12 protein-coding genes are annotated in these 16,674 nt (G+C 65.3%); 8 read left to right on the top strand and 4 right to left on the bottom strand.

Annotated elements, in window-relative coordinates; all coding sequences use genetic code 11:
• Nucleotides 1–175: 175 nt before the first annotated feature.
• The 4 genes from ACFVSJ_RS01580 to ACFVSJ_RS01565 are packed head-to-tail and all read left to right on the top strand — an operon-like array spanning nt 176 to nt 6,087.
• Nucleotides 176–1,588, top strand: a complete 1,413-nt coding sequence (locus tag ACFVSJ_RS01580; RefSeq protein WP_387433568.1) for an MFS transporter — start codon at nt 176–178, stop codon at nt 1,586–1,588.
• On the top strand, nt 1,589–3,787 hold the full coding sequence (locus ACFVSJ_RS01575) for a molybdopterin oxidoreductase family protein (RefSeq protein ID WP_387433566.1): 2,199 nt from the start codon (nt 1,589–1,591) through the stop codon (nt 3,785–3,787).
• Nucleotides 3,784–5,349: an FAD-dependent oxidoreductase gene (locus tag ACFVSJ_RS01570; RefSeq protein ID WP_387433563.1), complete on the top strand. Its 1,566-nt coding sequence runs from the start codon at nt 3,784–3,786 to the stop codon at nt 5,347–5,349. The genes ACFVSJ_RS01575 and ACFVSJ_RS01570 overlap by 4 nt, the downstream gene beginning before the upstream one ends.
• 9 nt (nt 5,350–5,358) lie before the next feature.
• Nucleotides 5,359–6,087, top strand: coding sequence for an MBL fold metallo-hydrolase (locus ACFVSJ_RS01565; RefSeq protein WP_387433561.1), 729 nt, complete (start codon nt 5,359–5,361; stop codon nt 6,085–6,087).
• A gap of 20 nt (nt 6,088–6,107) precedes the next feature.
• Here the strand turns inward: ACFVSJ_RS01565 and ACFVSJ_RS01560 are convergent, their stop codons facing one another.
• Entirely contained in the window at nt 6,108–7,511 is a 1,404-nt protein-coding gene (locus ACFVSJ_RS01560) for an NAD(P)H-quinone dehydrogenase (RefSeq protein ID WP_387433559.1), read from the bottom strand.
• A gap of 104 nt (nt 7,512–7,615) precedes the next feature.
• On the opposite strand from ACFVSJ_RS01560, the gene ACFVSJ_RS01555 reads away from it, so the two are divergent.
• On the top strand, nt 7,616–8,434 hold the full coding sequence (locus tag ACFVSJ_RS01555; protein ID WP_387433557.1) for a purine-nucleoside phosphorylase: 819 nt from the start codon (nt 7,616–7,618) through the stop codon (nt 8,432–8,434).
• Here the strand turns inward: ACFVSJ_RS01555 and ACFVSJ_RS01550 are convergent, their stop codons facing one another.
• Complete coding sequence (locus tag ACFVSJ_RS01550; RefSeq protein WP_387433555.1) at nt 8,435–9,727, bottom strand: Ig-like domain-containing protein; 1,293 nt, start codon at nt 9,725–9,727, stop codon at nt 8,435–8,437.
• Nucleotides 9,724–10,416, bottom strand: coding sequence for a hypothetical protein (locus ACFVSJ_RS01545; RefSeq protein WP_387433552.1), 693 nt, complete (start codon nt 10,414–10,416; stop codon nt 9,724–9,726). Before ACFVSJ_RS01545 ends, ACFVSJ_RS01550 begins: the two co-directional genes overlap by 4 nt.
• Before the next feature lie 497 nt (nt 10,417–10,913).
• On the opposite strand from ACFVSJ_RS01545, the gene ACFVSJ_RS01540 reads away from it, so the two are divergent.
• The 3 genes from ACFVSJ_RS01540 (at nt 10,914) to ACFVSJ_RS01530 (ending at nt 16,066) form a co-directional block, all read left to right on the top strand.
• Complete coding sequence (locus ACFVSJ_RS01540; RefSeq protein ID WP_387433550.1) at nt 10,914–12,515, top strand: glycoside hydrolase family 68 protein; 1,602 nt, start codon at nt 10,914–10,916, stop codon at nt 12,513–12,515.
• An 86-nt stretch (nt 12,516–12,601) separates the two neighbouring features.
• Nucleotides 12,602–14,227, top strand: a complete 1,626-nt coding sequence (locus tag ACFVSJ_RS01535; protein WP_387433548.1) for a glycoside hydrolase family 32 protein — start codon at nt 12,602–12,604, stop codon at nt 14,225–14,227.
• Nucleotides 14,228–14,329: 102 nt separating this feature from the next.
• Nucleotides 14,330–16,066: a phospho-sugar mutase gene (locus tag ACFVSJ_RS01530; protein WP_387433546.1), complete on the top strand. Its 1,737-nt coding sequence runs from the start codon at nt 14,330–14,332 to the stop codon at nt 16,064–16,066.
• On the opposite strand, the gene nirD is transcribed toward ACFVSJ_RS01530, so the two are convergent.
• Complete coding sequence (nirD, locus tag ACFVSJ_RS01525; protein WP_387433544.1) at nt 16,063–16,425, bottom strand: nitrite reductase small subunit NirD; 363 nt, start codon at nt 16,423–16,425, stop codon at nt 16,063–16,065. The two genes, ACFVSJ_RS01530 and nirD, sit on opposite strands and share 4 nt — an antisense overlap.
• Nucleotides 16,426–16,674 lie beyond the last annotated feature (249 nt).

The following is a 16,674-nucleotide window of genomic DNA, read 5'->3' as shown; positions in this document are numbered from 1 at the left end:
TGGACTGACAGGAAAATCCCACATTGTGGTCTGCGCCACAACCTCACCATCGTCTCACGCGCCAGTGATCCCGCAGATAGGGAAATGTCACAGCACGTTTACAAACCGCGACGGTCCGCGAAATGCACGAAACCTAATTTTGAAGGACAACGTCCCCCACCAAGGAGGCACTCCCGTGACTGTTGACCGCACCGCAGAAGAACTGGCTCCCATCCAGTCCACTGCCACTGCCGCCCCCACCCTTGAACACCGCCCAGGCCGCTGGATTGCCAACTGGGATGCCGAGAACAAGGGCCAGTGGGAAGCCGAAGGCCGGTCCATCGCCAAGCGCAATTTGTACTGGTCCATCTTCGCCGAGTTCCTCGGCTTCGTCGTCTGGCAGCTCTGGTCGATCGTGGTGGTCCAGCTCCCGGCTGCAGGATTCAAGTTCGACACCAACCAGATCTTCTGGCTCATTTCGATCCCCAGCCTGGTAGGCGCCACGTTCCGTATCCCCTACACCTTCATGGTCCCGAAGTTCGGCGGCCGTAACTGGACCATCGTCTCGGCCCTGCTCCTCCTCATCCCCTCCTCGGGCCTGGCCATCTGCGTCTCCAACCCGGAAACACCCTTTGGCGTCATGCTCCTGGTTGCAGCCCTCGCTGGCTTCGGCGGCGGCAACTTCGCCAGCTCCATGGCCAACATCACCTTCTTCTACCCCGCCCGCGAAAAGGGCTGGGCGCTTGGCCTGAACGCCGCCGGCGGAAACCTGGGTGCCGCCGTCGCGCAGTTGGTGGTCCCCATCGCCGTGACGCTGATGGCGGCCGGAACCGTCAACCTTCCCATGGCCGGCCTCATCTGGATCCCGCTTATCCTCATCGCGGCCTTCGGCGCCTGGAAGTACATGAACAACCTCACCAGCGCCAAGGGCGATGTGGCCGGCTCCGTGGCCGCCCTCAAGGAACCGCACCTGTGGGTCATGGCCTTCCTCTACATTGGTACGTTCGGCTCGTTCATCGGCTTCGCCGGCGTGTTCCCCAAGCTGATCAAGGACTACTTCCCCGAGTTCTCGTCCTTCCACCTCGGCGCCGTCGCACTCTCCCTTGCCTTCCTGGGTCCGCTGGTCGGTTCCCTGGCCCGGCCCTACGGTGGCCGCATGGCTGACCGGATGGGCGGCGCCCGCATGACCATCACAGCGTTCGCTTCGATGGCAGTGATCACGCTGACCATGATCTGGACCCTCCCGCTGAAGAACTTCTGGCTCTTCCTGGCACTGTTCCTCTTCCTCTTCGTCGCCAGCGGATTCGGCAATGGCGCAACCTACCGAATGATTCCGGTGATCTTCGCGACCTCCAGCCGCGCAGCCCGATCCGGAGCGAGCAGCGCCGCAACTGCCCGCCTCGCAGCCTCGTCGCTGGGCCTGATCTCCGCGATCGGCGCCTACGGCGGCTTCGTGATCCCCCAGGTGCTCAACGCCTCCAACACGGCTGCAGGCTCGTACACCCCGGCCTTCTACGGATTCGTCGGAGCGTACGTCCTGATGCTCACCGTCTGCTGGGCCTTCTACATCCGCCCGGCCCAGAAGCGCAACACGATCGGACACATCTAGATGCCCAACGGCGCCGATACCCACTGCCCCTACTGCGCGCTCCAGTGCGCCATGACGCTGACCCCGGCCGCCCCCGCGGCCGGGGCAGTGCCCGCACCGACCGCAGAACAGGCCAAGCCCACCGTGCCCCTGGAAGTATCCGGGCGCGACTTCCCCACCAACCGGGGCGGGCTGTGCCGCAAAGGCTGGACATCGGCGTCGTTGTTGCGCCATAACGGCCGGGTCACCGAGCCGATGCTGAAAGGCTCCGACGGGGTCCACCAGCCGATCTCCTGGGACCAGGCCCTCATGCTGATCACGGCGGCCGTCAAGGACACGCAGAAGCAGTACGGGAACGACGCCGTTGGGGTTTTCGGTGGTGGCGGCCTCACCAACGAGAAGGCCTACATGCTGGGCAAGTTCGCCCGCCTGGCGCTCCGCACCTCCCGCATCGATTACAACGGCCGGTTCTGCATGTCCTCGGCCGCAGCCGCCGGAAACCGCGCTTTCGGAGTGGACCGCGGACTCCCCTTCCCGGTCACGGACCTCGACTCCGCCGCCGTCATCCTCATGCTCGGTTCCAACGTCGCCGAAACCATGCCGCCGTTCGTCCAGCACCTGCAGGGCGCACGCGACGCGGGCGGCCTGATCGTGGTGGACCCCCGCCGCTCGGCTACTGCCGCATTTACGTCCGACGGCGGCGGCCTCCATTTGCAGCCGACGCCCGGTACCGATTTGGCGCTCCTTTTGGGCATCAGCCACGTAGTGGTTCACGAAGGACTCGTGGACTCGGCGTTCGTCGCGGAGCGGACCTCCGGCTACCCTGCACTTGTCCGCAGCCTGAACTCCTTCTGGCCCGAACGCGTCCAGTCGATCACGGGCGTGCCGGCCACCCTCATCCGCGAAACCGCGCGCCGCCTTGCCCAGGGTGCCCGTGCGGGTGGCAGCTACATCCTGAGCGGACGCGGCGTGGAACAGCACGTGGACGGCACCGACACGGCCACGGCCGCCATCAACCTCAGCCTCCTGCTGGGCCTCCCCGGCTCGGCACGCAGCGGCTACGGAACGCTCACGGGCCAGGGGAACGGCCAGGGCGGCCGCGAGCACGGCCAGAAGGCCGACCAGCTCCCCGGCTACCGCAAGATCACGGACCCTGCCGCCCGCGCCCACGTCGCCTCCGTTTGGGGCGTCGACGAGGCGCTGATCCCCGGAGCGGGCCTGCCCGCCGTCGAACTTCTCAAGTCGCTCGGAAAGCCCGACGGCGTCCGGTGCCTTTTCGTACACGGCGCCAATGTGGTGGTTTCGGCGCCGGACACAAACGCAGTGACTGCCGGGCTCCGGGCACTGGATTTCCTGGTGGTGTGCGACTTCTTCATGTCGGAAACTGCCGTGGAAGCGGACCTCGTGTTGCCCGTGACCCAGTGGGCCGAGGAAGAGGGCACCCTGACCAACCTCGAGGGCCGGGTGATCCGTCGTCGCCGCGCTTTGACCCCTCCCCCGGGCGTCCGCAGCGAACTGTGGCTCATGACGCGGCTTGCCGAACTGCTGGAGGCACCGTCGATGTTCAGCGAGGACCCTGAGACGGTCTTCGAGGAACTTCGTCTGGCCTCTGCTGGCGGCTTGGCCGACTACTCGGGCATCGACTACGCCATGCTGGACCGCGGCGAGGAAGCGTACTGGCCGTACCCGGTGGGCAGCAACGGCACTCCGCGGCTCTTCGCTGACGGTTTTGCCCACGCGGACGGGCGCGCCGTCATGGTGCCCGTGACTCCGTCCAAGCGGGCTGTCCGTTCGTTCGCGAACGACTCTCTGGCGCTTGCCACTGGCCGCCTGCTGGAGCACTACCAGTCCGGCGCCCAAACCCGCCGGGTAGCTGAACTGTTGGCGGCGCAACCCCAGGTACGTCTGTTGATCCACCCCGCGACCGCCGCTTCCCGCGGTATTGCCGACGGCGACTACGCCACGGTAACCAACGAGCGCGGCGAGGTCCTGTGCCGTGCCGAGCTGAGCAACGCCGTCCGGCCTGACACGGTCTTCCTGCCGTTCCATTTTCCCGGTCAGGAAAACGCCAACCGGCTCACGGAGGCGGCCACCGATCCCATTTCAGGCATGCCGGAATTCAAGACCAGCCGGGTGTGGGTCCAGCGGGCAGCATCCACCCCGGTCCCCGTTGGTATTGCCGATGCCGGACTGTCACTGCACTCCAAGGAGGCCTCATGAGCGAGCGCATTGTTGTTGTTGGATTCGGTCCCGTTGCCGCCCGTTTGGTGGACGAACTCCTTCCTTCCGTCCGCACAGGGCTGGTGCAGCTGCTGGTGATAGGCCAGGAAGCCGACGCTGCGTACAACCGCGTTATGGTGGCCGAACTCGGGGTCGGCCGGACCAATCCCGAGGCCTTGGCCATGGCTGACGCCTCCGCCTTGGAAGCCGACGGCGTGGACGTTCGGCTGGGAACCAAGGTGCGGCGCATCGACCGTGCCCGCCAGAATGTTGTCCTCTCCGATGGTTCCGCCGAGCACTATGACCGGCTGGTGTTTGCCACAGGATCACGGCCTGTCATCCCGAACCTCACGGGCCTGAACCCCGATCCGTCCGGCCCCGTGCTGCCCGCCGGGGTGATCACGCTCCGGGATCTGCAGGACGCGGCCGTGCTGCGTTCCGCAGTGGCCGATCGCAAACGCGTCGTGGTCCTGGGCGGCGGTGTGCTTGGCCTGGAAACCGCGTTGGCGGCGTCGGAGGAAGGCGCCCAGGCGACCGTGGTCCACAACGGACCCTTCCCGCTGGGCCGCAGCATCGACCGCGGCAGTGGATCTGTCCTGACGGCGAGCCTTCGCTCCAGCGGTGTCCGCATGGCAGGAAACGCCCGTTCCACCGGCGTCGAGACCGCTGGTCCGGACGGTTCCTTCTCGGCCCTGCTCTTGGACGACGGTTCAGCCATCGACGGCGACCTGCTGGTTTTGTCGTGTGGCGTCCGGCCACGGATTGAGCTGGCTGAGGGCTGCGGGTTGCCCGTTGGCACCGGAGTGCTGGTGGACCACCACCTCCGTACCCACCACGAACCCCACATGTTCGCGATCGGTGACTGTGCCGAGGTCCGCTGCGCCGATGCTTCCTGCACCGATTGCCGGACGGCCGGCGGTCCCTCCGGTTTGGTGGGACCGGGATGGCGCCAGGCCGAATGGCTCGCGGAATACCTTGTGGTGCTGGCACGCGACGGGCAATCGGCGGCTGACTCGCTGGAAGCTCTGCGCGCCGAGAAACCTGGCGTGATCGTCCTGAAGGCCCGAGGCATCAACCTCGCGGTGGCCGGCGACAACCAGGCCGATCCGTGGGACGAGGAACTCCTGGAAGCAGGCGCCGCGGCTGGACGCGCCCGCCGCCAGATCTCCCAGTGGGCCGATCCAGAGCACGGCCGCTACGTGAAAATGACCACGCGCGGCGGAGTGTTGGAAGGCTTGGTGTCCGTTGGCATGCCGCGCACTGCCGCGGAGTTAGTGGTGCTGTTCGAAAGGTCCTCGGAGCTTCCTGCCGACCGTTCGCTGCTCCTGCGTTTGGACGGGCCCGACCAACTGGACGGCGGGAGTGCCAACAGCAACGATCCCCAGCGCACTGTGTGCAGGTGCGCCGGAGTAAGTGCGGCCAGCATTGAGGAATCCGTGGTGGAGGGCTGCTCGTCTGTCGCCGAGGTCTCCAAGGCCACCCGCGCCGGAACAGGCTGCGGCGGCTGCCACGAGGACATCAAGGGGCTGATCGAGAAGCACTTCCAGGCCGCTGCAGCCTAGAATTCCTGAGTGAAGATCACCGAACCGGCTCCCGGCGTGCATTTCGTCGAAGGGCCCGCGTCCAACTGGATCATCGTCCGTGACGACTCCGGCTTCCTGCTGATCGACGGCGGGTACCCGGCAGACTGCGCCCTGGTACTGGACTCGATCAGGCAACTTGGGCTGGAGCCCGCCGACGCCAAAGCCATGCTCCTCACCCACGGCCACGTGGACCACACCGGTTCGGCGGCATACTTTTCACGGACCTTCGGCACGCCTATCCTCTGCTCCGCCGAAGAACTCGCCCACGTGCAGGGCAAGGAGAAGCACCAAGTCACCATTGGACAGGTCCTGCTCCGGGTCTGGCGGCCCAAGGTGTTCCGATGGATGGTCCACGTCATCAAGGCCAAAGCCCTGGAGGCCGAACCGGCAGCGAGGGCAGAGGCGTGGACGGAAGAACGCCTGCGGGGCCTACCCGGACGACCCAAGGCAATCCCCGTCCCCGGGCACACTCCGGGCAACGTGGCAATCCTGCTCCGTGATGCGGGAGCGATTGCCGTGGGCGATACGTTCGTCAGCGGGCACCCGATCAGCAGCAAACGCGGGCCACAAATGCTTCACCGGATGTTCCACCACGACGCCAAGGCTGCCTTGGAAGTGACGCAGCGGCTCCACGACATCCCGGCCCCCGTCATCCTGCCTGGCCATGGTCCGGCGTTGCACATGCCGTTGGCCGAGGCAGTGGGCAACCTTCGCTAGGTACGCGAAGAGCCCGCCTGCTACATGTGCACGTGCAAGCGCCGTGCGGCCTCGGAGATCGAGCCTGTCAGCGACGGGTACACCGTGAAGGCGCTTGCGACGTCGTCCACGTGGAGCTTCTGCGTCACGGCCACGGAGATCGGGAAGATGAGCTCGGAGGCGTTCGGGCCTACGACCACACCACCGATCACGGTGCCGGAACCCTTGCGGGCAATGATCTTGACGAAGCCGTCCTTGGTGTTGCGCATCTTGGCCCGGGCATTGCTGAGCAGGGACAACATCACCACGTCGCCCTGGTACTTGCCGGAAGCGAGGTCAGCCTCGGAAACACCTACGGAAGCGATCTCCGGAGACGTGAAAATGTTGGACGCCACCTGGTTGAGCTTGAGGGGCTTCACGCCGTCGCCCATGAAGTGGGCAATGGCGATCCGGCCCTGCATTGCAGCAACGGAGGCCAGGGCGAACACGCCCGTGCAGTCACCGGCAGCGTAGATGTTGGGCGCCGTGGTGCGGGAGACACCGTCCACCTTGATGTGGCCGGACTCCGTCAGCGTCACGCCGGCTTCCTCAAGGCCAAGCCCGGCGGTGTTCGGGATGGAGCCGACACACACCAGGCAATGTGAACCTGTCACTTCCGATCCGTCACCCAAGGTGACCTTCACGCCGTCGTCCGTCCGCTCAACGGCGTTGGCACGCGAGCGGGACAGGACGCGAACGCCGCGACGTTCAAAAACGCCCTCCAGGAGCTTGGCGGCGTCGGTGTCCTCTCCGGGGAGGACCTGGTCGCGGCTGGAGATCAGCGTGACCTTGGAGCCCAGGCCGTTGTAGGCGGAAGCGAACTCAGCGCCCGTGACACCGGAACCCACCACGATGAGTTCCTCGGGCAGCTCGTCGAGGTTGTAGATCTGGGCCCAGTTGAGGATGCGTTCACCATCGGGCTTGGCCGTCGGCAGCTCGCGGGGGTGGGCGCCAACGGCCAGGAGGATGGCGTCGGCCTCGATGGTCCGGGTGCCCTCAAGCGTGAGGACCTCGATGGTGTTGTTGTCCAGCAGCTTTCCGGAGCCGATAACGATCTCCACGCCAAGGCGTTCAAGTCCGGCGCGGATGTCGTTGGATTGGCCGCGGGCGAGGTTGAGCACGCGGTCGTTGATGTGCTTGAGGTCTGCGTGGGGCTTGGAAGCGGTGTCGTCGAACTTGACGCCCAGCTCGTCCGCCTCGCTGACGCGGGTCATGAGGTCGGCGGTGGCGATGAGGGTCTTGGAGGGCACGACGTCGGTCAGAACAGCTGAGCCGCCGAGGCCAGCCCGTTCGATGATGGTGACTTTTGCACCGAGCGAGGCGGCAACCATGGCGGCTTCGTATCCTCCAGGACCACCTCCCAGGATCGCGATTCGTGGGGAACTGAAGTCAACTTGGGTGGTCACAATCCTCAATTCTCCCGCATCCGGGCTGCCGCTGCCAGTCAGCCAAGCCTCACCCGCAGGCGCGTCCCTACCGCGCATCCGTGCACGCACGGTAGCTTGTACCAGTGAGTAACTCTGAGCTGTTGAACACTGACCCCTTCGAAGCCGCCAAAGACGCCGCCGACTACATTGCGGCAGAGACCGGAGTGGAGACGCACGACGTCGCCTTGGTGCTCGGTTCCGGCTGGGCCGAAGCCGCAGATTTGATTGGCGAGACCACCGCGACACTCAGTGCCTCGGAAGTTCCCGGCTTCCACAAGCCTGCCGTTGTGGGCCATGTGGGCACCATCCGCTCCGTCCTTACGAAAGAGGGCAAGCGGGCCCTGGTCCTCGGAGCCAGGACCCACTACTACGAGGGCCGCGGTGTCCGTTCAGTGGTCCACGGTGTCCGGACGGCCGCCGCTGCAGGCTGCAAGACACTGGTGCTGACCAACGGTTGCGGCGGCCTCAACGAAGACTGGACCCCCGGCACACCTGTTCTCATCAGCGACCACATCAACCTCACGGCCACCTCTCCGCTGGAAGGCGCCACCTTCGTGGACCTCACGGACCTCTACTCGTCCCGCCTCCGTGCCGTGGCCCGCGAAGTGGACCCCTCGCTGCAGGAAGGTGTCTACGCACAGTTCACCGGCCCGCACTACGAGACGCCGGCGGAGGTCCAGTACGCCAAGCGCATCGGCGCCGACCTGGTGGGCATGTCCACGGCGTTGGAGGCCATTGCCGGACGCCACGCAGGCATGGAGGTTTTCGGCATCTCCCTGGTGACGAACCTCGCCGCGGGCATCAGCCCGGTTCCGTTGAGCCACGCCGAAGTCCTGGAGGCCGGCGAGGCTGCGGGCAAGCGCATCTCTGCGCTGCTGGCCGGGATCATTGCGAAGCTGTAGCTATTTGGCAGGGCCGGGAGTGGGCGCAGGGATGCCCACACGGATGAGCACCGGCACACTGGAGACACCGTCCACTGTTGCCGTGATGCTCGCTTCTCCCTGAACTGCCCCACGTGCCAATCCCGACTGGTTCACGGTCACGAAGATCGGTCTGCTCGATGCCCACGTGACCGTCGCGTTTCCGGGCAGGCCATCGCTGTAGCTCACCGTGGCCTTCAGTTGGACCGTAGCGCCAGGTTCCAGGAGGTGCGGCCCCGTTGGACCCACGACGACGGCAGTCACCGCGTGTTCAACCGTCACCTTCGATTCCGCCCTCCACTGCTTGCCCGAGCCGTCCACGTGGGTCGCGGCAATGACAACCTGCCGGACGCTCTGGCCGGTCACGAGGCCGGCTGCGGTAACCGTGGCCACCTTCGGATCGCCCGTGGACCACGTGACATCGGCCAATGCCTCGGTGGAGCCGTCCGAGTAGCTGGCAAGGGCCGTGAATTGCCGGGATTCCTTCTGCTTGAGCGTAGCTTCGGAGGGGTCGATGACGAGCCCTGTAAGCGTGGCCGGAGGCTTCGGCTTGACGGTGATGTTCGCCGTGCCTTGGAACCCGGCGTCGGAGGCGGTCACGGTGACCACGCCTTGGGCAATTGCCGTGAGAAGTCCGTTACCGTCCACTTGGGCAATGGCTGGATGGTCTGAGATCCAGATGGCCGAGGGGCCGAGCGTGCCGATCGAGCCGTCGCTGAAGCTGCCCAGGGCGGTGAACTGGACCTTGCCGCCTACGTCCAAGGACACCGATTCGGGGACGATGCGCACGGCGGTCACCTGGGCATCCCCCGCTGCGGTGACGGTCAGGCCAATGCGTCCGAGGACGCCGTCGTACGTTGCCGTTAGCCCGGCGCTGCCGGGACTCAGCGCTGTCACCTCACCCGACACCGCGACCACCGCAACGGCCGGGTTCTCAGAAGCCCACACGACTCCCGCCACCAACGGACGCCTGGATCCGTCGCTGTACGTACCTTCCGCGGACAGCTGGACCGTCGTCGCCGGGCGGAGCGAAGCTGCGGGAGCGGCAACGGCGACCGATTCCAAGCTGTTGGTTGCCTGCGCCAGGAAAACGCGCGCCGTCACGAACACTGCGGTCAGCACCAGGGCGGCGGCGATCGCGATCGCCCACCAACGGAGCGCGCGACCGCGGACCCGGTCCATGCCGGCGTCCAGGGCGCGCTCCATATCCGCAGGATGGGTGCGGATATGGGAAGCGGCCTCGGAAAGGAGGAGTTCACGCAGCTCGGTTTTCACGTCTTGCCTCTTTCCAGGGCAAGATGCTGCGTCTTGGCTTCGGCCGCTGCCAAGGTCTTCGCCACCTCGGCCACCGGGCGTTCGGTGATGCCTGCGATTTCGGCGACGGTCAGCTTGGCGAATTCATGAAGGACGACGGCGACCCTCTGGTGGTGCGTGAGGCCCGCCAAGATACTGCGGTCCCTTTTGGAGTTCTTCCTGCCTTCGGTGGTGCGGAGCCAGATGTCGTACTTGCGCAGCAGTTCAACGTAAAGGCACAGAGTATAGACGCGCAGCTGCGGAGTAACCGGGCCCTTCCATGCACTTGATGCCTGGGACCAGGCTGCCTCAAGCATGCGGCGCGCTTGTTCCGGGTCACCGCACAGGAGGTGCGCGCAGTACTCCAGGTCGCCCTTCTGCTGCTCGAACACGCTGCGCAGTTCGGCCTGCCGATCCCGGATGGCCGGGCCCAGTTTGACGCTCGGGGTCAGACCGAGTTCCACTTCGCGCACAATCGGCATGAACACGGCTACGGCCAAGGCAAGGAAGCCAGCTCCCATGAGGACCGCGGCCTGGACGATCACCGGGAAGCCCCACGGAAAGGCGGGAGCCAACCAGCCAAAGGCTATGGTTCCGAGGGCAAGGACTCCGACCAGAAACCGCAGAGGAGTGACGGACGAGCGCCAACGCCGCTTTGGTAACTCACACATGGTGCACCAACCCAGAATGCGCCCTGGACGTCCGGGCAACGCCCAGGGAATCGCAAGCACATTTTACGTCCAACGATCGGACGTTTGAAGCACTTTGGGGGAGCTCCGTCAAGTCACATGGAGCCCATGTAAACGCACAGTAAATTCTCAGAATAAGTCTGTTTTAAAGCGAAATATTTGACCCTGCCGCCGCATTCGTGCCACGCGCGCACGTTGGGAATGTAAACGCTTGCACATAAATGTCAGACAACCTCTTTTGGGTCGCGAAACAGGCTTTGCTTTGGCACCTGACACGTGTTTAGCGTGGGAAGTGTTCCGGCAAGTCGACGTGCCGGAGCAACCGCGGCGAGCGCCTCACGAGGGCCGCCGCATCTCGAAACGATGGCGTCCCTCGGAGACGCCTCCAGCGGCTCGGGCGGACGCCTCGATCAGTGGACTCCCCCAATCCAGGGGAATCCTGCCTCCACGAAGTCCAACACTCCGCGAGAAGAGCAAGCATGAACACGCACCCAACCCCAACGCGGCCGCGCCGCCGTTTGCGAAAGGCGGCCGCCATTGCAGCGGCGGTCAGCGTCGCCGGCGGCGTCCTGCTGGTGACGCCGGCCGCCCAGGCAAACCTGCCGGCCGACCCGCCGTCGAGCACCATGCCGGCTCCCACGCCCGGCTTTCCGCTGCCGAGCCTGCACACGCAGCAGGCCTTCGATCCGGCCGCAAACTTCACCTCCAAGTGGACCCGGGCCGATGCCAAGCAGATCATGGCGCAGAGCAACACCAACGTGGCCCCCGGCCAGAACTCCATGAGTCCCAACGTCACCATGCCGGAAATCCCCAAGGACTTCCCCGCCATGAACGACGACGTGTGGGTCTGGGACACCTGGTCCTTGACGGACGAGAAGGCCAACCAGATCAGCTACAAGGGCTGGGACGTCATCTTCTCCCTGGTCGCTGACCGGCATGCAGGCTACGGCTTCGACCAGCGCCACTGGAACGCCCGGATCGGGTACTTCTTCCGCAAGACCAACGCCGATCCGGCCAAGGACAAGTGGAACTACGGCGGACACCTGTTCCTGGACAACACGTCCATCGGTAACACCGAATGGTCCGGCTCCACCCGCCTCATGCAGGGCAACAAGATCAACGTCTTCTACACCGCCACCACGTTCTACGACGTGGCCGAGCGCAATGCAGGCGGCGGCGGAATCGCACCCGACGCCGTCATTGCGAAGGCACTGGGCAACATCCACGCCGACAAGAACGGCGTGACCTTCGACGGCTTCCAGCACACCAAGCTCCTGGAACCTGACGGAAAGCTCTACCAGAACAAGGCCCAGAACCCGGGCTTCGCCTTCCGTGACCCGTACACGTTCGAGGATCCCGCCCACCCCGGCAAGACCTACATGGTGTTCGAAGGCAATACTGGCGGAACCCGCGGTTCCTACAAGTGCAAGCAGGAAGACCTTGGCTACCGCCCGGGCGATCCCCATGCCGAGAGCGTGGACCAGGTGAACAGCACCACCGGCGCCTGGTACCAGACGGCGAACGTCGGCCTGGCCGTGGCGGACAACAAGGACCTGACCAAGTGGAGCTTCCTCCCGCCGCTCCTGTCCGCCAACTGCGTCAACGACCAGACTGAGCGTCCGCAGATCTTCATCCAGAACGAGAACGGCAAGAACAAGTACTACCTGTTCACCATCAGCCACCAGTTCACGTACGCAGATGGCATGCGCGGCCCGGACGGCGTCTACGGCTTCGTTGGCGACGGCGTCCGCTCCGACTACCAGCCGGTCAACAACAGCGGCCTGGCCCTCGGTTCCCCCACGGACCTGAACATGCCGGCCAACGCACCGGAAGGTCCGGATCCGCGCCAGAACGGCCGCCAGTTCCAGGCCTACTCGCACTACGTGCAGCCCGGCGGCCTGGTCCAGTCGTTCATCGACAACGTTGAAGGCGTCCGGGGCGGCTCCCTGTCCCCCACCGTGAAGATGAACTTCCAGGGCGGCGTAACGCAGGTTGACCGCAGCTTCGGCAAGAACGGCCTCGGCCCGTTCGGCTACCTTCCCACCAACGTCCGCGTTGGCGGCGAGGGCCTCTACAAGTAATACCTCCGGCCCATAAGGCCCCGGCGGGAGTGCGCCGGTCACAAGCCGGCGCACTCCCGCCACCCCCAACCCCAGGAACTACCCCTATGACTTTCCCCAACTCCAGCCTTTCCCGCCGCCAACTGATCGCGGCAAGTGCCGCCGTCGTGGTTTTCACGGCCGCCTCCTGCACCGCGCCACGATCAACAGAAAGCCCGACGCCGGTCCCCGCCGGGCGAGGGCCCCAGCCTTCCGCTTCGGAGCCGTGGCGCCCTGCAGTCCACCTGACCGCGGAGAAGAACTGGCTCAACGACCCCAACGGACTGGTGTACGCCAACGGCACGTACCACGCGTTCTACCAGTACAACCCGCGCGGAAATTCGTGGGGCAACATGTCCTGGGGGCACTCCACCAGCACGGACCTGGTGCACTGGGAGCAGCAGCCGGTGGCCTTGGAGGCCAACGAGGACGAAGAGATCTTCTCGGGATGCATCGTGCTGGACACCAAGAATGCCTCCGGCCTTGGTTCAGCAACCAACCCGCCCATGGTGGCCCTCTACACGAGCGCCTACGGCAAGAACGGCGCGCTCCCGAAGGGTGTCCAGGCGCAGTCCGTGGCGTTCAGCCTGGACGGCGGCACCACCTGGCAGAAGCACCGCGGCAACCCCGTGCTGAACCTGGCTCCGCACAACAACAACTTCCGCGACCCCAAAGTCACGTGGTACGAGCCCGGCAACTACTGGGTGATGACCACGGTGGTTGCAGACGCCCAGGTGGTCAAGCTCTTCAAGTCCACGGACCTGCTGCACTGGGACTTCCTTAGCGATTTTTCCGGCGTTGGCGCGCAGGGCGGGCTGTGGGAGGTGCCGGAGCTGCTGCAAATGAGCGTCGAAGGCTCCACGGCCAAGAAGTGGGTGATGCTCCTGAGCATCAATCCGGGTGGCATCGCCGGAGGATCGGGCATGCAGTACTTTGTGGGCGAATTCGACGGCACCCGGTTTGTCGCGGAGAACGCGGCCGCACCGGACGCCCCGCTCTCTGAGTCGCAGTGGCTTGACCACGGCGCCGATTACTACGCCGCCAACAGTATCTCCGGCGCTCCCGGCGGCAAGCCGGTGCTGCTGGGCTGGATGGGCAACTGGGATTACGCCCAGCACGTTCCCACCACGCCGTGGCGTGGATCCATGGCCATCCCGCGTGAGCTGACGCTGGTGCGGGGAGAAAAACGGTATGAGCTGCGCTCGGGAATCGCGGCCGCGGCGCGCGACGCCCTGGGCTCCGGTGGTGAGGTGAAGAGCAAAAACCTCACCGTCGGCTCCCGCATGGAGTCGCTTGGGCCCGATTTCGAGGGCCGGAGCCAACTGATCGATCTCGACATGGAGCTTGACTCGGCCCGCGAAGCCGGCATTCTGCTCCGTCATTCCGCCGACGGCAAGAACGGCCTGCGGATCTCCTATGACAAGGAGACGAAGACGCTGAAGGTGGACCGGTCATCGGCCGGAACCACCAATTTCTCCGAGAAGTTCAGCCCGTACCATCAGGTTGCCGTTCCAGCCCCCGACGGAAAGCTGCGGCTACGCATCCTGCTCGATTCTTCTTCCGTGGAGGTCTTCGCCCAGGACGGATCGGCGGTCATCACGGACACGTTCTTCCCGGACTGGGATCACACCGGTGCCTCCGTGTTCAGCACGGACGGCTCCGCGCATTTCGCCGTCCACACCCGCACCCTCTAGCGTCCGCCGAGGAGTGAGATCCCGCCATTTACGACCCCTCAAAGGGCCGGGATCTCACCCCTCGTTGCCTGTCCGGGCCCCTTTGAGGATAGTTTGGTGCTTATGACATCGAGCGATGCCGCATTTGGACAGCTGATCAACGATGCCCGCCAGTGGGCTTCCCAGGACCCCGACCCTGCAACGTCGGCCGCCCTCCTGGAGCTCACCCAACTCGCCGAAGACGGCGACGCCGGAGCAGCCCAGGAACTCGCGGACAGCTTCAACGGCACGCTGCAGTTTGGCACGGCCGGTCTTCGCGCCGCCCTTGGCCCCGGACCCAACAGGATGAACCGGGTGGTGGTACGCCGGGCCGCGGCAGGCTTGGCAGCTTTCCTGAGCGAAGCGGTGGGCGCGGCGTCGCCGGGAAGCCGGCCCCGCGCCGTCGTCGGCTTTGATGCGCGCTACAACTCGGACATCTTCGCCGAAGAAACGGCGGCCATTTTCGCTGCCGCCGGCATCGAAGCCTTCCTCCTGCCAAGCGCGCTTCCGACGCCGGTCCTCGCCTACGCGGTCCGGGCGCTGGATTGCGACGGCGGCGTCATGGTCACAGCCAGCCACAACCCGCCGCAGGACAACGGTTACAAGGTGTACCTGGGCAGGCACGCGGTGGCTGAAAGTGGACGCGGCGCACAGATCGTGGCTCCCTATGATGCGGGGATTGCCGCGAAGATCGCGGCCGTGGACTCGATCACTTTGGCGGACGATGGCTGGACCGTTCTTCCTGCCTCCATCGCCCAGGACTACGAAGCCGCGATGGCCGGGCTGGTGGACCGGGAAAACTTCCCCGCCCGGGACCTGAAGATCGTCCTCACACCCATGCACGGCGTAGGCGGCGAGACAGCCGTATCCGTATTGGCCTCCGCAGGCTTCACGGATGTGACCCTCGTGGCCGAACAGGCCCACCCGGACCCGGATTTCCCCACCGTCGCGTTCCCCAACCCCGAAGAACCCGGCGCGTTGGACCTGGCACTCGCCAAGGCGGAGGAGTTGGCCGCGGACATCGTGCTGGCCAACGACCCCGATGCCGACCGGGCGGCGGTGGCAGCGGTGGACCCCGCAACGGGTGCGTGGCGCATGCTCCGGGGTGACGAAGTGGGGGCGCTGCTGGGCGCACATGTAGTGGCCCGACTGGCAGCGAAGGCAGGGGACGAACCGCGCGAGGGCGTCTTTGCCAACTCGATCGTGTCGTCCAGGCTGCTGTCCCGTATTGCCTCGGCCGCCGGGTACGCGCATGAGGAAACGCTCACGGGGTTCAAGTGGATTTCCCGGGTTCCCGGACTGCTGTACGGCTATGAGGAGGCCCTGGGCTACTGCGTGGCGCCGGATTTGGTGAAGGACAAGGACGGCATCTCCGCCGCTGTCCTCATCGCCGAACTTGCCGCAGCTGCCAAGGCGGACGGCAAGAATATCTTCGATACCTTGGACGAGCTCTACCTGGTCCACGGACTGCACGCCAGTGACCAGCTCAGCATCCGTGTGGCGGACCTGGGCCTGCTCGATGCGATGATGAACCGCTTGCGGGTCAACCCGCCGGAAGCGTTCGGAGGCTCCGCCGTCGAGGTTTTCACGGACCTTGCGGAAGGGAGCGAAACTTTGCCGCCCACGGACGGCCTGCTCTACCTGACGAAGGACCAGAGCCGTGTGATCATCCGCCCGAGCGGTACTGAACCCAAGCTGAAGTGTTACCTGGAAGTCATCCAGCCCGTCGAATCAGCGGCCGAACTTCCGGCAGCACGCCAAACAGCGCGGACATCCCTGGACGATGTCCTGGGGGATGTCCGCGAAGCCCTGGGACTTTAGAGCTCAACTTCGATGTAGCCGTCCACCAGACGGGTTGCGTACGTGGCCAAGGCCAGTTCAGGATGCGTGAAGCATTCGCCGGTTTCGAGGTCGTAGACCTCCTTGTGCAGCGGCGAAGCGATGGTGGGTCGGCTGCCGCGGGAACCTATGATGCCGCGCGCCATGACGTTGGCGAACGTTGCTGGGTCCTGTTGTGCGACGGCGAAAACCTCACCAGGCGCGGTGCGGAACAACGCCACCTGCCGGCCTTCGATCAATGCTGCCTCGCCCCATGCAAGTTCGAGCTCGTCGACCGGGCACACGCGGTGCCAGGTGCCGGTGGTGGCCAGGTCCTCTGCGCGGTCAAGAATTACGGTCATGTCAGCCCCTCTCGCTGTGTCCGGGTGCTGGCATTTTCCACCGTCACTCCCCCGGACCGGGCCACGCTTGCGGCCACTACTCCAAGCTAGGACGCGGGTGTTTCATCAGAGGTCCGGGATTGTGTCCGGCCGGTAAAAGAGACCTCACACACCGCGAAATGCGTTCGTGATGCAGAAGTTAAGACCACGAAACAAACGGGAAACTGAAGTGAAACTGCCCGTCCCTAGGCTGGATCCACAAGTTGCGGA

The organism is Paenarthrobacter sp. NPDC058040 (genome assembly GCF_042885775.1).
Taxonomy (GTDB): domain Bacteria; phylum Actinomycetota; class Actinomycetes; order Actinomycetales; family Micrococcaceae; genus Arthrobacter.
This window is presented reverse-complemented; position numbering and strand designations above follow the sequence as displayed.

Excerpts from the sequence above, each read along its gene's own strand:
- ACFVSJ_RS01530 (WP_387433546.1), top strand. The coding sequence starts at position 14,330 with ATGACATCGAGCGATGCCGCATTTGGACAGCTGATCAACGATGCCCGC.
- ACFVSJ_RS01545 (WP_387433552.1), bottom strand. The coding sequence starts at position 10,416 with ATGTGTGAGTTACCAAAGCGGCGTTGGCGCTCGTCCGTCACTCCTCTG.
- ACFVSJ_RS01535 (WP_387433548.1), top strand. The coding sequence starts at position 12,602 with ATGACTTTCCCCAACTCCAGCCTTTCCCGCCGCCAACTGATCGCGGCA.
- ACFVSJ_RS01540 (WP_387433550.1), top strand. The coding sequence starts at position 10,914 with ATGAACACGCACCCAACCCCAACGCGGCCGCGCCGCCGTTTGCGAAAG.
- ACFVSJ_RS01570 (WP_387433563.1), top strand. The coding sequence starts at position 3,784 with ATGAGCGAGCGCATTGTTGTTGTTGGATTCGGTCCCGTTGCCGCCCGT.
- ACFVSJ_RS01575 (WP_387433566.1), top strand. The coding sequence starts at position 1,589 with ATGCCCAACGGCGCCGATACCCACTGCCCCTACTGCGCGCTCCAGTGC.
- nirD (WP_387433544.1), bottom strand. The coding sequence starts at position 16,425 with ATGACCGTAATTCTTGACCGCGCAGAGGACCTGGCCACCACCGGCACC.